The organism is Aggregatibacter segnis, assembly GCF_003130075.1.
Lineage (GTDB): Bacteria > Pseudomonadota > Gammaproteobacteria > Enterobacterales > Pasteurellaceae > Aggregatibacter > Aggregatibacter segnis_A.
On record NZ_NRCW01000003.1, the window covers coordinates 164,435 to 179,357 of the forward strand.

The following is a 14,923-nucleotide window of genomic DNA, read 5'->3' on the forward strand; positions in this document are numbered from 1 at the left end:
CTTCACAGGGTAGATAAGATCTATTAAAATGAGCCAATTTTTTGTGAAGACAAAAGGGAAATAAGATGAGCCAACCGATTTATAAAAGAATTTTGTTAAAACTAAGCGGAGAAGCCTTACAAGGCGATGAAGGTTTCGGCATTGATGCGTCTATTCTTGATAGAGTTGCATTAGAAATCAAGGAACTGGTTGAAATGGGTGTGGAAGTGGGTGTCGTCTTAGGTGGTGGCAACTTATTCCGCGGTGCTAAATTGGCCAAAGCAGGAATGAACCGTGTGGTCGGCGACCATATGGGAATGTTGGCCACGGTCATGAACGGTTTGGCAATGCGTGATTCGCTTTTCCGTGCGGATGTGAATGCAAAATTAATGTCAGCATTTCAATTAAACGGCATTTGCGATACTTACAACTGGTCTGAAGCGATCAAAATGTTGCGTGAAAAACGCGTTGTCATTTTCTCCGGCGGTACAGGCAGTCCGTTTTTTACCACAGATTCCGCCGCATGCTTACGTGGTATCGAAATTGAAGCGGATGTCGTATTAAAAGCAACCAAAGTAGACGGCGTGTATGATTGCGATCCGGCAAAAAATGCAAATGCCATGCTTTATCCGCACCTTACTTATGCCGAAGTGATTGATAAAGAATTACAAGTAATGGACTTAGCAGCCTTTACTCTAGCTCGCGATCACGGTATGCCGATTCGCGTATTCAATATGGGTAAACCGGGGGCGCTACGTCGCGTGATTACCGGCGAGCAAGAAGGCACACTTATTTGTGCAAAAAACTAGTTTAATGGTTTGATTTATTTAATAGAGAAGGAATTATCGTGATTAACGAAATTAAAAAAGATGCGCAAGACCGCATGGAAAAAAGTCTTGAAGCGTTAAAAGGCCATATTGCAAAAATTCGTACCGGCCGTGCGCAACCAAGTTTGTTGGATGCCATTCAAGTGGATTATTACGGCTCTGCGACACCATTACGTCAATTAGCCAACGTGGTGGCAGAAGATGCCCGTACTTTAGCGGTAACTGTGTTTGATCGTTCATTGATTCAAGCGGTAGAAAAAGCCATTTTAACCTCTGACTTAGGCTTGAATCCATCTTCTGCCGGTACAACGATTCGCGTGCCACTTCCACCATTAACAGAAGAACGTCGCCGTGATTTGATTAAAATTGTGAAATCAGAAGGTGAGCAAGGTAAAGTAGCGATTCGTAACGTTCGCCGTGATGCTAATGATAAAATCAAAGCCTTGTTAAAAGATAAAGAAATCAGTGAAAACGATCAGCACAAAGCTGAAACGGAAATTCAACAAATTACCGATAAATTCATCAAAAAAGTTGATGAAGTGTTAGCGGAAAAAGAAAAAGAATTACTCGATTTCTAATCATAAAAACAGGTTAACATCAGACGCAGTGCCTTACTGCGTCTTTTCTTATATGGGCGTGTGAGGCTTTCATACCGTCCGAAAAATTGACAAAGTGCGGTCGAAATTTTATGCAAAAAAAACAAAAGGTCGTGATTCTTGGCGCGACAGGTTCCATCGGTAATAGCACCCTTTCGGTGATTGAACACAATCCGGAAAAATATGAAGCGTTTGCTTTAGTCGGGGGCTCAAATGTGGATGCGATGTTTGAAAAATGCGTGAAATTTCGACCGCACTTTGTTGCTTTGGCAGATGAAAGCGCAGCAAAACATTTGCGTGAGAAAGTGGCTGCGTATCAACTTTCAACCCAAGTGTTAGCCGGTCAACAAGCGATTTGCGAATTAAGCACACATCCTGATGCAGATATGGTCATGGCAGCGATTGTTGGTGCAGCCGGATTGTTGCCAACGTTGTCGGCAGTGAAAGCAGGCAAGAAAGTTTTGTTGGCAAATAAGGAAGCGTTGGTCACTTGCGGCCAGATTTTTATTGATGCGGTGAAACGCTATGGCGCGCAGTTATTGCCGGTAGATAGCGAACATAATGCGATTTTCCAATCTCTGCCTCCGCAGGCCCAACAACAAATTGGATTTTGTCTGTTGGCTGATTTAGGTATCAGTAAAATTGTGTTGACTGGTTCGGGTGGGCCTTTCCGTTATACGGATTTAAGTGAATTTGACGGTATTACGCCGGAACAGGCGGTAGCACATCCGAATTGGTCGATGGGTAAGAAAATCTCTGTGGATTCCGCAACAATGATGAACAAGGGGCTGGAATATATTGAAGCCCGTTGGTTGTTTAATGCGACAGCCGATGAAATGGAAGTGATTATTCACCCGCAATCCATTATTCACTCCATGGTACGCTACATTGATGGTAGCGTTATTGCGCAAATGGGGAATCCTGATATGCGCACACCGATTGCGGAAACCATGGCGTATCCGCACCGCACTTTTTCCGGTGTAGCTCCGTTAGATTTTTACCAATTAAATGGGTTGACTTTTTTAGCACCAGATTACCAACGTTATCCTTGTTTGAAACTAGCGATAGAGGCTTTTGCGGCAGGACAGTATGCGACCACCGCCATGAATGCGGCAAATGAAGTGGCCGTACAAGCCTTTTTAGATCGCCAAATTAAATTTACGGATATTGCCAAACTGAATCAGGCTGTCGTGGAACAAATGCCGTCGCAACAAATCAAACAGATTGATGATGTGTTGGAGGTGGATCGTGCTGCGCGTGACTATGCGCGACAACAATTGACACATTGGTCACACTGATATTTTGTATTGAGAAGGGATAATGACTGAATTAGATCAGAGTAATATTCCGCAACACGTTGCGATTATCATGGACGGCAACGGGCGTTGGGCGAAGCAACAAGGGAAAATGCGCGTTTTTGGACATAAAAACGGCGTGGCGGCAGTACGTGAAGCCGTGTCTTATGCTCGTAAAATCGGGGTGAAATATTTAACCTTATATGCGTTTAGCAGCGAAAACTGGAACCGCCCCGAGCAGGAAGTGAGCGCATTGATGAGTTTATTTATGCAAGCACTTGATTTCGAAGTGAAAAAACTGCATAAAAATGATATTCGTTTGAAAATTTTAGGCGACATTTCCCGCTTTAGTGCAGGCTTGCAGGAAAAAATCAAAAAAGCGGAAAAATTAACGGAAAATAACACCGCACTTACGTTAAATATTGCCGCAAATTATGGCGGGCGCTGGGATATCGTTCAGGCTGCACAGCAGTTGGCGGAACAGGTTCAAGCGCAACAGCTCAACGTCGCAGACATTAATGAAGCTTTATTGCAGCAACATTTGGTGACGAAAGACGAGCCTGAAGTGGATTTATTGATTCGTACCAGTGGTGAACAACGCATTAGCAATTTCTTATTGTGGCAAACAGCCTATGCGGAATTATATTTTTCTGATGTACTGTGGCCGGATTTTAATGAAGCCGAGTTTCATCAGGCGATTTTATCTTATCAACAACGTCATCGCCGTTTTGGCGGGACCGAATAATTGAGGAATATATTGTGCTTAAACAACGAGTTATTTCGGCAATTGTGTTAATTGCCCTTGTCTTTACCGCGTTATTTTTATTTTCACCTTATTATTTTGCTTTCGCCTTGGGCGTTGTCGTCGTGTTGGGCGTTTGGGAATGGACACAGTTCTTTAATTTCAAACAACCCACTTTTTGGCGCTATGCAATCACTGGCTTAAGTGCTGCCTTTTTATTCCTCTGGATCTATGGGGAAGGCAATTATTTAGATGCCGGACGTGTATTTGAACTGTATGCTCAGCCGATTTTATTGGGCGCGGTTGTTTGGTGGCTGGTGGCGTTATTTTTTGTGGTGACTTACCCGAAAAGTAGTGTCATTTGGGGCAAACATTCGGTCTTACAATTCTTTTTTTGTTTCTTTACCCTTATCCCATTTTTAATCGGCGTATTATTGTTACGTTTAGATCATTATGTGACAGAACCTTACCACGGCATTATGCTGTTGTTGTATGTGTTTATTTTGGTTTGGGTAGCGGATTCCGGCGCTTATTTTGTCGGTCGTAAATTTGGTAAACACAAATTGGCACCGAAAGTTTCTCCGGGGAAATCTTGGCAGGGTGCGATTGGCGGTTTGGTCATGGCAGGTATTGTTGCAGCCATTTTTGTGAATGTGGCGCAACAAAGTTTGATCGCGAATGTCTCATCCGGAGCCTTTATTGGTTTGTCTGTGACAACGGTTGCCATCTCTATTTTAGGCGATTTAACGGAAAGTATGTTTAAACGCCAAAGCGGTATTAAAGATAGCAGTCATTTAATTCCAGGGCATGGCGGTATTTTGGATCGCATTGACAGCTTAACGGCTGCCGTTCCATTCTTTGCCTACTTCTATTTCTTTGTACTATAGGATTGGCGATATGTCATTTTTGTGGTCAACCGTTTCATTTCTGATTGCGATTGTCGTTTTAGTAACGGTACATGAGTATGGTCATTTCTGGGCGGCACGAAAGTGCGGTGTGAAAGTACATCGTTTTTCTATTGGTTTTGGTAAAGTCATTTGGTCGCGTACCGATAAACAAGGGACAGAATTTGCCGTGTCGGCCATTCCTCTTGGGGGCTATGTCAAAATGCTGGATGGAAGAAACGAAGAGATTCCTTCAGAGTTGGCATCTCAAGCCTTTGATAATAAAACGGTCGCCCAACGTGCTTTTATTATTGCCGCCGGTCCGTTAGCCAATTTCTTGTTTGCGATTTTTGCTTATTTTTTGATTTATACCATCGGTATTCCAAGTGTTAAACCTGTTATTGATGATGTGAAACCACATTCTATTGCTGCGATGGCACAGGTTCAGCCAAAAACGCAAATTACTGAAATTGATGGTGTTACGACTCCCGATTGGGAGACCATCAATATGCTGTTGGCAACTAAAATTGGTGAAAGTAGAGTAGAGTTAACCTTAGTCGAATTTGGTTCTAATATTGAACAGCATAGAATCTTAGATTTATCTCACTGGCATTTTAATCCTGAAAAAGAAACAGCTTTCGGTTCTCTCGGTATATTACCGGTTAGAACTAAAGTCGATATGACTTTGTCTAAAGTCGTCGAGAATTCTCCTGCACAAAAAGCAGGATTACTGGTCGGTGATAAATTGTATTGGGCTGATGGTCAGTCGATACGCTGGCAGGATTTTATTGAGCAAGTGGAACTAGGTAATCCATTATCTGTGAAGGTCGAGCGTAATGGCGCGTGGTTAATGAAGACTATTACGCCGGAACTCAATGACAAAAAGCGTTTAGTTGTTGGTATTTCACCGACTTTTTCGCCGGTGCCAGATGAATATCGTACTGAATTAAAGTATGATATGTTTGAATCCTTACAGAAAGGGGCTGAAAAGACGTTTCAACTCTCTTGGTTAACCATAAAAGTGATCGGGAAATTATTGGTTGGCGAGTTGTCTTTGAATAATTTAAGTGGTCCGATTTCTATTGCGCAAGGCGCAGGCGCATCATCTGAGTTAGGATTAGTTTATTACCTCAGTTTTCTCGCGCTTATTAGTGTAAATTTAGGGATCATGAATCTCTTCCCATTGCCTGTGCTTGATGGGGGACATCTAGTCTTTTTAGGATTAGAAGCGCTTAAAGGAAAGCCGGTTTCCGAACATGTTCAGAATATCAGTTATCGAATCGGTGCAATCTTATTATTAATGTTAATGGGATTTGGGCTGATTAATGATTTTTTACGTTTAAATTAGTATTTTTATACAGGATAGAAATTACGATGAAAAAACTTTTACTTGTAAGTTTGTTGTTTGGTTCTACCGCCGCTCTTGCGGGACCTTTTGTAGTTCAAGATATTCGTGTTGATGGTGTTCAGGCTGGTAGTGAAAGTCAGATTATTGCCTCGTTACCGGTAAAAATCGGTCAAAAAATTAATGATGCTAATATTTCTAATATCGTCCGTAATTTGTTCCTAACGGGGCAGTATGATGATGTGAGAGCATCACAGCAAGGAAATACGTTGGTTATTTCGGTTATGCCGAAAGCGATTATTTCTGATGTGGTGTTTGAAGGAAATAAGTCTGTTCCAAACGATGCGTTAAAACAAAACTTGGATACCAATGGTTTTCGTAAAGGCGATGTGTTGAATCGTGAAAAATTAGAAGAGTTTCGTAAAGGATTAGAAGAACACTATCATAGTGTTGGTCGTTATAATGCAAAAGTCGAAACGATTGTTAACCCATTACCCAATAACCGTGCGGAAGTTAAGATTCAAGTGACTGAAAATGATGTTGCTTTGCTGAAAGATGTCACTTTTGTCGGTAATCAAGCCTTTGATAGTGATCGATTACAAGATCAAATGGAACTTCAGCCTGATGCATGGTGGAAGTTCTTTGGTAACAAATTTGATTCTACCCAATTCACTAAAGATCTTGAAACAATTAGAAATTATTACCTTGACCGTGGTTATGCTAAAGCCGGAATCGCCAATACCGACGTGAAACTAAACGATGAAAAGACGGAAGCTCGAGTAACAATTGATATTGTTGAAGGTGAAAAATATACTGTTAATAGCGCGCGTATTGTGGGTGATGTAGGCGGCATGGCGGAACAATTGGCGCCGTTACTTAAACAAATTCATGTTGGCGAAGCGTTTCGTCGTAGTGATGTACAGTTAGTTGAAGAAAGTATTAAAGCAACACTTGGCGAACGTGGTTATGGTAGTGCACAAGTGAACGTACAGCCTGATTTTAATGATGAGAATAAAACGGTTGGCTTGAGTTTTGTTGTTGATGCCGGTAAACGTTATTCTGTCCGTCAAATTCGTTTTGAAGGTAATACCGTGAGTGCGGATAGCACCTTGCGCCAAGAAATGCGTCAGCAAGAGGGGAGTTGGTTATCTACCGATTTAGTTGAATTAGGTAAAGTGCGGTTGGATCGTACAGGCTTTTTTGAGACCGTTGAAAGCCGCACTGAAGCCGTTGAAGGAACCAATGACCAAGTTGACGTTATTTATAAGGTAAAAGAACGTAATACCGGTAGTATTAATTTTGGTATCGGTTATGGTACGGAAAGCGGTTTAAGTTACCAAGCCAGCATTAAACAAGATAACTTCTTGGGTATGGGGTCTTCTCTAAGTTTAGCCGGTTCCCGTAATGATTATGGTACAAGCGTTAATTTAGGTTATACAGAACCATACTTCACTAAAGATGGTGTCAGTTTGGGCGGAAATGTTTTCTTTGAAAGCTTTGATAACTCAAAAAATTCAACATCAGCAGCTTATGCGCGTACGACTTATGGTGGTAACCTAACCTTAGGATTCCCGGTCAACGAAAACAATGCCTACTATCTTGGTGTTGGTTACGCCTATAACAAATTAAAAAATATTACACCTGAATATAATCGTGCTTTGTATTTAGCCTCTATGAACTTTGATGACTGGGTGTTCAAATCTCACGATTATGATGTTTCATTCGGTTGGAATTATAACAGTTTGAACCGTGGTTTCTTACCAACTAAAGGGGTTAAAGCGTCTATCGGTGGTAAGGTTACAATTCCTGGCTCTGATAATAAATACTATCGATTCAATGCCGATGTTCAAGGGTTCTACCCGCTTAACCGTGATCAGACATGGGTATTGTCTGGACGTTTAGGGGCATCTTATGCAGATGGCTTTGGTGGTAAACGCTTACCGTTCTATCAAACTTATACTGCAGGTGGTATTGGCAGTTTACGCGGCTTTTCTTATGGCGCTATTGGTCCACAAGCGATTTATATTGCCCGAAATGCGCCAGCGACTTGTTCTGGCGTAACCACAAATGTAGCTTGTTATAATTATGTAACTGGCGATATTGTTGGGGGAAATGCCATGGCGACAGCCAGTTTCGAATTGATTGTGCCGACTCCGTTTGTCGCAGAGAAGAATCAAAATTCCGTACGTACTTCTTTCTTTGTTGATGCAGCAAGTGTGTGGGATCCCCACTGGAAGAGTGAAAAATCTAAATTTGCCCATTTGAATTTACCTGATTATGGTGACCCTTCTCGTATTCGTGCTTCTGCCGGTGTTGGTTTCCAATGGCAGTCTCCGATTGGTCCATTAGTGTTCTCTTATGCTAAACCAATCAAAAAATATGAAAATGATGATATTGAACAATTCCAGTTCAGTATTGGCGGATCATTCTAAACAGAATAGTCCAATTGAATTAATGTGACGAGATATCTGTGTCAAGATATTGGCACAGAAGGATTTAATGTTTAACTTACTAAAAGGAAAAATAAAAAAATGAAAAAAACTGTAAAATTAACCGCACTTTCTTTAGCTTTAGCATTCACTTCTTCTTTAGCAATGGCAGAAGAAAATATCGCTTTTGTAAGCGCAGATTACCTTTTCCAGAATCATCCGGATCGTAAAGTTGTGGCTGAAAAATTAGAGGCAGAATTCAAACCAACCGCAGATAAATTAGCAGAAAACAAAAAACAGATTGATGCAAAAATTGCAGATGTTCAAAAGAAAGTGGAAGCAAAAGTGACTGCTTTACAGAAAGAGGCGCCTAAATTACGTTCTGCAGACATCAAAAAACGCGAAGATGAAATTAATAAATTTGCTAATGATGAGCAAGACGCTATTAATAAATTAATTACTGAGCATGACCAAAATGCAAAAGCTTTCCAAGAAAGTTATGCAAAACGTGAAAATGAAGAAACAACAAAAATGATTGCGAGCATTCAAACCGCCACTAATAATGTAGCGAAACAAAAAAATTACACTTTAGTGCTTGATGATCGTTCCGTTGTTTTTGCTGTTGACGGTAAAAACATCACTGAAGATGTATTAAAAGCAATTCCTACACAGGCTAAATAATGAAAACCTATTCCCTCTTGGAATTAGCACAACAAATCGGCGCTACCATTCGTGGTAACGCCGATGTTGTTGTGAGTAATATCGCTCCCTTAGATAGAGCAGAAAAACATCAGCTAACATTTATTTCTAATGCCAAATTCCGTGAAAAACTGGCACACTCAAAGGCGGGTATTTTGGTGGTATCCGAAGCAGATGTGGAATTTTGTTCACCGGAAAGTCATTTGCTTATCGTGAAAGATCCTTATGTTGCCTATGCAAAATTAGCACAATATATGGATACCACACCAAAAGCGGCAAGTGGAATTGCAAAAAGTGCGGTCATTTCTGACGACGTTTTGTTAGGTGAAAATGTCTCTATCGGTGCAAACAGTGTCATTGAATCCGGCGTTGTGCTTGGTGACAACGTGGTGATTGGCGCAAATTGCTTTATTGGTAAAAATACTAAAATTGGCGCGCATACCCAACTTTGGGCGAATGTATCCGTATATCATGAGGTCGAAATTGGCCAGCATTGCTTAATTCAATCCAGTGCAGTCATCGGTAGCGATGGTTTTGGTTATGCCAATGAGCGCGGTAAATGGATTAAAATCCCGCAAGTAGGACAAGTGATTATAGGCAATCACGTGGAAATTGGTGCTTGTACCTGTATTGACCGTGGCGCATTAGATGCAACCGTGATTGAAGATAACGTGATTATCGACAACCTTTGTCAGATTGCCCATAACGTGCATATCGGCACGGGTACTGCGGTCGCCGGCGGGGTGATTATGGCAGGCAGTTTAACCGTGGGACGTTATTGTTTAATTGGCGGTGCTAGCGTGATTAACGGGCATATGGAAATCTGTGATCAAGTGACAGTCACCGGTATGGGGATGGTCATGCGTCCGATTACCGAACCGGGTGTGTATTCTTCCGGTATTCCGCTCCAAACTAATAAAGAATGGCGCAAAACAGCGGCATTGACGCTTGGCATTGATGGTTTAAATAAACGCATTAAGGCCCTTGAGAAAAAGCTTAAATCAGATGAGTGATGTTTCGTTCATTTTGTGTTGATGCGTTAAATAACGTATAATTTAACGCGTATTTTTTGTCTCTTATTTAAATATTGAAAGGTAATCCCGTGACTGAACAAACCTCAAGAATTATCGAATCTCACGAAATTATGCAATTATTGCCACATCGTTATCCATTTTTATTAGTGGATCGCGTGATCAATTTTGAAGAAGGCAAATGGTTGACTGCGATTAAAAATATCAGTGTGAATGAGCCTTGTTTTACCGGTCATTTCCCGGGAAATCCCATTTTACCGGGCGTGTTAATTCTTGAAGCCATGGCGCAGGCCATGGGCATTTTAGCTTTCAAAACCCATGAGTTAGCCGGTGGTGAGATTTTCTATTTCGCTGGTGTTGATGAAGCTCGCTTTAAGCGTCCGATTGTTCCTGGCGATCAAATGGTATTACACGTTGAAGTGATTAAAGAACGCCGTGGTATTACTGCCTTTACCGCTACAGCAACCGTTGACGGCGAAGTAGCCTGTGAAGCGAAACTAATGTGTGCTCGTCGCGTAGCATAATTCAGACAAGGGGATAAATATGATTCACCCAACAGCCAAAGTTCATCCGCAGGCCATTGTTGAAGAAGGTGCAAAAATTGGTGAAAACGTGGTTATCGGCCCGTTTACCATCATCGGCAAAGATGTTGAGATCGGCAAAGGCACCGTCGTCCATTCCCATGTTGTGATTAATGGTCATACACGAATCGGTGAAGATAATGAAATTTATCAATTTGCCAGCATTGGTGAGGTGAACCAAGATCTTAAATATCAGGGCGAGCCGACACGCGTTGTGATCGGTAACCGTAACCGCATTCGTGAAAGTGTGACTATTCACCGTGGTACTGTACAAGGTGGTGGTGTGACTAAAATCGGTGATGACAACTTATTCATGATTAACGTCCATATCGCACATGACTGCGTGATTAAAAACCGCTGTATTTTAGCCAATAACGCCACCCTTGCCGGACACGTGGAATTGGACGATTTTGTGATTGTCGGCGGAATGTCTGCGATTCACCAATTCGTTGTCGTAGGTGCTCATGTGATGTTGGGTGGCGGCTCCATGGTCAGCCAAGACGTGCCTCCATATGTCATGGCGCAAGGCAACCATGCTCAACCGTTCGGGGTAAACATTGAAGGGTTAAAACGTCGTGGCTTCGATAAACCGACAATGCATGCGATTCGTAACGTTTACAAAATGATTTATCGTAGCGGTAAAACGCTAGATGAAGTGATGCCGGAAATTGAACAAATTGCTGCCACAGAGTCAGCGATCAGTTTCTTCTTGGATTTCTTTAAGCGTTCCACCCGCGGCATTATCCGTTAATCCTTTTAATAGATTCATCTATTGCCGACCGCTCTTTTCTATGACTAAAAGAGCGGTCGTTTTTTTCAGAGTTTTGACTATGCCAAATTCAATATCCCTCAATCATTCTCCAACCATTGCAATTATCGCAGGCGAAGTCTCCGGTGACATTCTCGGGGCAGGTTTAATTCACGCCCTGAAAGCGCGTTACCCGAACGCCAAATTTATCGGTATTGGCGGTGAACGCATGATTGCCGAAGGATTTGAAACTCTGTTTGATATGGAAGAGTTATCCGTGATGGGCTTGGTAGAGGTATTGAAACACCTGCCGCGCTTACTCAACATCCGCCATAGCATCATCGAGCAATTATCGGCATTAAAACCGGATATTTTCATTGGCATTGATGCGCCGGATTTTAACTTAGACGTAGAACTTAAACTCAAACAGCAGGGCATTAAGACCATTCATTATGTGAGCCCATCCGTGTGGGCGTGGCGTCAGAAACGCGTGTATAAAATCGCGGCGGCCACCAATTTAGTCCTTGCCTTTTTGCCTTTTGAAAAAGCCTTTTATGATCGTTTCAATGTGCCTTGTCGTTTTATTGGGCACACTATGGCGGATGCTATTCCGTTGAAACCGAATCGTGATGACGCCTGCCAATTACTCAATTTAGATCCAACACAACGTTATGTGGCGATACTGGTGGGGAGTCGTGGTTCAGAGGTGGAATTTCTGAGTGAACCTTTCTTACAAACTGCGCAACTGCTACATCAACGCTATCCGGATGTTAAATTTCTTGTGCCGTTAATTAATCAAAAACGTCGTCAGCAATTTGAACAAATCAAACAACGCGTTGCGCCGGAATTGGACATGATTTTATTGGATGGCAATGCGCGTGCCGCAATGATCACGGCCGAGGCAACCTTGCTCGCTTCCGGCACAGCAGCGTTAGAGGCCATGTTATGTAAATCCCCGATGGTAGTGGGGTATCGCATGAAACCGTTCACCTATTTCTTAGCCAAACGCTTGGTGAAAACTAAGTATGTTTCTTTACCCAATTTACTGGCAGACGAAATGTTAGTGCCGGAATTAATTCAAGAAGACTGCAATCCAACGAATTTGGCAGAAAAATTGTCCCTGTATTTAAGTGAGGAAAAAAGTGCGGTGCAAAATCGCCACGTTTTATTACAGCGTTTTGCCGAATTGCACCAAAGGATCCAATGCAATGCCGATCAGCAAGCCGCACAAGCAGTGATTGATTTATTGGATCCATCTCATGGATAAGTTTGTGTACCCACAGGACTATGCGCTAATTGCCGGTGTAGATGAAGTCGGACGTGGGCCGTTAGTGGGTGCCGTGGTGACGGCAGCAGTGATTTTAGATCCGAACAATCCTATTGAGGGACTTGCCGATTCTAAAAAACTGTCGGAAAAAAAACGTTTATTGTTGGCGGAAGAAATTAAGCAAAAAGCCTTGGCGTGGGCGCTCGGTCGGGCTGAACCACATGAGATCGACGAGTTGAATATTTTGCATGCTTCCATGCTTGCCATGGAACGGGCGGTAAAACATTTGAAAATTCAACCGCACTTTGTGTTGGTAGACGGCAATCGGATTCCACCAAATTTGTCCATGCCGGCACAAGCTGTTGTTAAAGGGGATGCTTTAGTGGCGGAAATTAGCGCGGCGTCTATTTTGGCAAAAGTCGCACGGGATCAGGAAATGTTGGAATTGGATCAACAATATCCGCAATATGCCTTTGCACAACACAAAGGCTACCCAACGAAATTGCATTTGGAAAAAATCGCCGAATTTGGCCTTTTACCACAGTATCGCCGTAGTTTTGCGCCTGTTAAAAAATTATTAGAATCGCTATAATTTAACCTGTATTTGCACACTTGAGCATGGAGGGCGCCATGAACCAATTCACCAGCTTACTTGATTCTTTCCGTCCGGAACCTTGGGTATGGGTGCTGTTGTTGCTCATTACTTCCGTGATTCTCTTCATTCGTAACCGCATTCGCATGGACGTCGTCGCTATTTTGGTGATGTTGGCGTTCAGCCTCAGTGGCATTTTAACCGTACAAGAAGTGTTTGCCGGTTTTAGTGACCCCAATATTATTCTGATTGCTTTATTGTTCATTGTTGGGGAAGGCTTGGTTCGCACCGGCGTGGCGTATCAAGTGAGTGAATGGCTGTTAAAAGCCTCTCATAACAGTGAAGCACGTGTATTGGTTTTCATGATGTTAGCCGTAGCTGGACTGGGGGCTTTCATGAGTTCCACGGGTGTCGTGGCCATTTTCATTCCTGTGGTGCTGATGATTTGTCGCCAAATGAATATCTCTCCGAAACGTTTGATGATGCCACTGAGCGTTGCCGGGCTTATCAGCGGTATGCTGACATTGATTGCGACAGCGCCCAACCTAGTGGTGAATGCCGAGTTGGTACGCGAAACGGATATGCGTTTGAAATTCTTCGATTTTACGCCTATTGGTTTAGTGATTTTGTTTATGGGGATCGGCTATATGCTGGTTGCCCGTCGTTGGTTAAAGTCCGATAAAGAAAATGAAACCAACAGCATGGATAAACGTTCCATGAGTGATTTGATTCATGAATATGGTTTGCAACAACGCACGCAGCGTTTTGTGGTGAGAAAAGGCTCCCCGCTGATTGGTAAAAATCTGGATGAATTACATTTACGTTCTAAACTTGGTTTGAACGTGTTGGCGATTGAACGTTGGAAGCGTTTTCGCCCGATATTTATTGCTGCGCTAGGTTCCTCAGAAGTCCGAGAGAAAGACATTTTATTGATGGATAGCAGCGATCCTGAACTCAATTTGAAAGCATTTTGTCAGGAATATAATCTAGAGCGGGCGGAAATCCGTGCGCAATCTTTTTCTGAACAAGCCAGTTCTATTGGTATGGCGGAATTGATTTTAGTGCCGGATTCCGATTGTATAGGTAAATCGACTGAAGAACTTGCTTTTCGCTCCAAATACGGTTTGAACGTTGTGGGCATTAAGCGTGATGGTGAAGTGCTTGGTGGGCATTTTGTTGAAACGCCGTATAAAGCCGGGGATTTATTGTTGGTGATTGGCGACTGGAAACTCATCCAGCAAATGCGTAGCCACAGCAAAGATTTCTTTGTGTTGAATTACCCGAGCGAAATTACTCGAGCTGTGCCTGCGCAAAGCCAAGCTCCTTATGCTTTGTTGAGTATTTTAGTGATGGTGGTGCTGATGGTAACCCGTGTCGTGCCAAATGTGGTGGCCGCTCTCATTGCTTGCTTAATGCTAGGCTACTTCCGTTGCGTGGATAGCAAAAGCGCCTATAATTCGATTCACTGGTCAAGCCTTGTACTGATTGTCGGGATGATGCCATTTTCGTTGGCTTTACAGAAAACCGGCGGGGTATCGGTGATTGTCGAGTTAATGCTGAATTTAGTTGGCGCCATGGGTAAGCATTGGATTTTAATTAGCCTGTTTATTCTCACTGCCGTTGTTGGTTTATTCATTTCTAACACGGCTACCGCAATTTTGATCGCACCCATTGCCATTACGATGGCGCATCAACTCAATTTATCCCCGATGCCATTTGCGATGGTGGTGGCCATTGCTGCTTCAGCTGCGTTTATGACACCGGTGTCATCGCCGGTGAATACCATGGTTTTCGGCCCCGGCGGTTATAAATTTGCCGATTTTGTCAAAGTCGGTGTGCCGTTCACTCTTTTAGTCATGTTGGTGAGCGTATTTCTTATTCCTTTATTCTTTCCTTTTTAAGGCTTAA

At 42.7% G+C, this 14,923-nt stretch carries 14 protein-coding genes; all 14 read left to right on the forward strand.

Going from position 1 to position 14,923, the window contains the following annotated elements:
- Positions 1–65 precede the first annotated feature (65 nt).
- Positions 66–788, forward strand: a complete 723-nt coding sequence (gene pyrH, locus DK415_RS04695) for a UMP kinase (RefSeq protein ID WP_109432667.1) — start codon at positions 66–68, stop codon at positions 786–788.
- A gap of 38 nt (positions 789–826) precedes the next feature.
- Complete coding sequence (gene frr / locus DK415_RS04700) at positions 827–1,384, forward strand: ribosome recycling factor (RefSeq protein ID WP_048749974.1); 558 nt, start codon at positions 827–829, stop codon at positions 1,382–1,384.
- A gap of 110 nt (positions 1,385–1,494) precedes the next feature.
- A complete protein-coding gene (ispC, locus tag DK415_RS04705) occupies positions 1,495–2,700 on the forward strand; it encodes a 1-deoxy-D-xylulose-5-phosphate reductoisomerase (RefSeq protein WP_109432668.1) in 1,206 nt (401 codons plus the stop codon).
- Positions 2,701–2,722: 22 nt separating this feature from the next.
- The gene (gene uppS, locus DK415_RS04710; RefSeq protein WP_109432669.1) at positions 2,723–3,442 is read left to right on the forward strand and encodes a polyprenyl diphosphate synthase; all 720 of its coding nucleotides are present in this window, start codon (positions 2,723–2,725) and stop codon (positions 3,440–3,442) included.
- A 14-nt stretch (positions 3,443–3,456) separates the two neighbouring features.
- Positions 3,457–4,326 carry a phosphatidate cytidylyltransferase gene (locus DK415_RS04715; protein WP_109432670.1) on the forward strand — a complete coding sequence of 290 codons (870 nt, stop codon included), beginning with the start codon at positions 3,457–3,459 and terminating at the stop codon, positions 4,324–4,326.
- 10 nt (positions 4,327–4,336) lie between these two features.
- Positions 4,337–5,671, forward strand: coding sequence for a sigma E protease regulator RseP (gene rseP, locus DK415_RS04720; protein WP_109432671.1), 1,335 nt, complete (start codon positions 4,337–4,339; stop codon positions 5,669–5,671).
- Positions 5,672–5,697: 26 nt separating this feature from the next.
- Positions 5,698–8,100, forward strand: a complete 2,403-nt coding sequence (gene bamA / locus DK415_RS04725) for an outer membrane protein assembly factor BamA (protein ID WP_109432672.1) — start codon at positions 5,698–5,700, stop codon at positions 8,098–8,100.
- Positions 8,101–8,199: 99 nt separating this feature from the next.
- A complete protein-coding gene (locus DK415_RS04730) occupies positions 8,200–8,778 on the forward strand; it encodes an OmpH/Skp family outer membrane protein (RefSeq protein ID WP_109432673.1) in 579 nt (192 codons plus the stop codon).
- A complete protein-coding gene (lpxD, locus tag DK415_RS04735) occupies positions 8,778–9,809 on the forward strand; it encodes a UDP-3-O-(3-hydroxymyristoyl)glucosamine N-acyltransferase (protein ID WP_162540468.1) in 1,032 nt (343 codons plus the stop codon). The genes DK415_RS04730 and lpxD overlap by 1 nt, the downstream gene beginning before the upstream one ends.
- A gap of 131 nt (positions 9,810–9,940) precedes the next feature.
- Positions 9,941–10,351 (forward strand): 3-hydroxyacyl-ACP dehydratase FabZ, encoded by a 411-nt coding sequence (gene fabZ / locus DK415_RS04740; protein WP_050540575.1) that lies wholly within the window; start codon positions 9,941–9,943, stop codon positions 10,349–10,351.
- Positions 10,352–10,370: 19 nt separating this feature from the next.
- Complete coding sequence (gene lpxA / locus DK415_RS04745) at positions 10,371–11,159, forward strand: acyl-ACP--UDP-N-acetylglucosamine O-acyltransferase (RefSeq protein WP_006716881.1); 789 nt, start codon at positions 10,371–10,373, stop codon at positions 11,157–11,159.
- Positions 11,160–11,238: 79 nt separating this feature from the next.
- On the forward strand, positions 11,239–12,423 hold the full coding sequence (gene lpxB, locus DK415_RS04750) for a lipid-A-disaccharide synthase (protein WP_109432675.1): 1,185 nt from the start codon (positions 11,239–11,241) through the stop codon (positions 12,421–12,423).
- Complete coding sequence (rnhB, locus tag DK415_RS04755) at positions 12,416–13,015, forward strand: ribonuclease HII (RefSeq protein WP_109432676.1); 600 nt, start codon at positions 12,416–12,418, stop codon at positions 13,013–13,015. Before lpxB ends, rnhB begins: the two co-directional genes overlap by 8 nt.
- A gap of 38 nt (positions 13,016–13,053) precedes the next feature.
- Positions 13,054–14,916: an SLC13 family permease gene (locus DK415_RS04760; protein ID WP_109432677.1), complete on the forward strand. Its 1,863-nt coding sequence runs from the start codon at positions 13,054–13,056 to the stop codon at positions 14,914–14,916.
- The last annotated feature ends 7 nt before the right edge of the window (positions 14,917–14,923 follow it).

Excerpts from the sequence above, each read along its gene's own strand:
- pyrH (WP_109432667.1), top strand. The coding sequence starts at position 66 with ATGAGCCAACCGATTTATAAAAGAATTTTGTTAAAACTAAGCGGAGAA.
- ispC (WP_109432668.1), top strand. The coding sequence starts at position 1,495 with ATGCAAAAAAAACAAAAGGTCGTGATTCTTGGCGCGACAGGTTCCATC.
- uppS (WP_109432669.1), top strand. The coding sequence starts at position 2,723 with ATGACTGAATTAGATCAGAGTAATATTCCGCAACACGTTGCGATTATC.
- rseP (WP_109432671.1), top strand. The coding sequence starts at position 4,337 with ATGTCATTTTTGTGGTCAACCGTTTCATTTCTGATTGCGATTGTCGTT.
- bamA (WP_109432672.1), top strand. The coding sequence starts at position 5,698 with ATGAAAAAACTTTTACTTGTAAGTTTGTTGTTTGGTTCTACCGCCGCT.
- DK415_RS04730 (WP_109432673.1), top strand. The coding sequence starts at position 8,200 with ATGAAAAAAACTGTAAAATTAACCGCACTTTCTTTAGCTTTAGCATTC.
- lpxD (WP_162540468.1), top strand. The coding sequence starts at position 8,778 with ATGAAAACCTATTCCCTCTTGGAATTAGCACAACAAATCGGCGCTACC.
- fabZ (WP_050540575.1), top strand. The coding sequence starts at position 9,941 with ATGCAATTATTGCCACATCGTTATCCATTTTTATTAGTGGATCGCGTG.
- lpxA (WP_006716881.1), top strand. The coding sequence starts at position 10,371 with ATGATTCACCCAACAGCCAAAGTTCATCCGCAGGCCATTGTTGAAGAA.
- lpxB (WP_109432675.1), top strand. The coding sequence starts at position 11,239 with ATGCCAAATTCAATATCCCTCAATCATTCTCCAACCATTGCAATTATC.
- rnhB (WP_109432676.1), top strand. The coding sequence starts at position 12,416 with ATGGATAAGTTTGTGTACCCACAGGACTATGCGCTAATTGCCGGTGTA.
- DK415_RS04760 (WP_109432677.1), top strand. The coding sequence starts at position 13,054 with ATGAACCAATTCACCAGCTTACTTGATTCTTTCCGTCCGGAACCTTGG.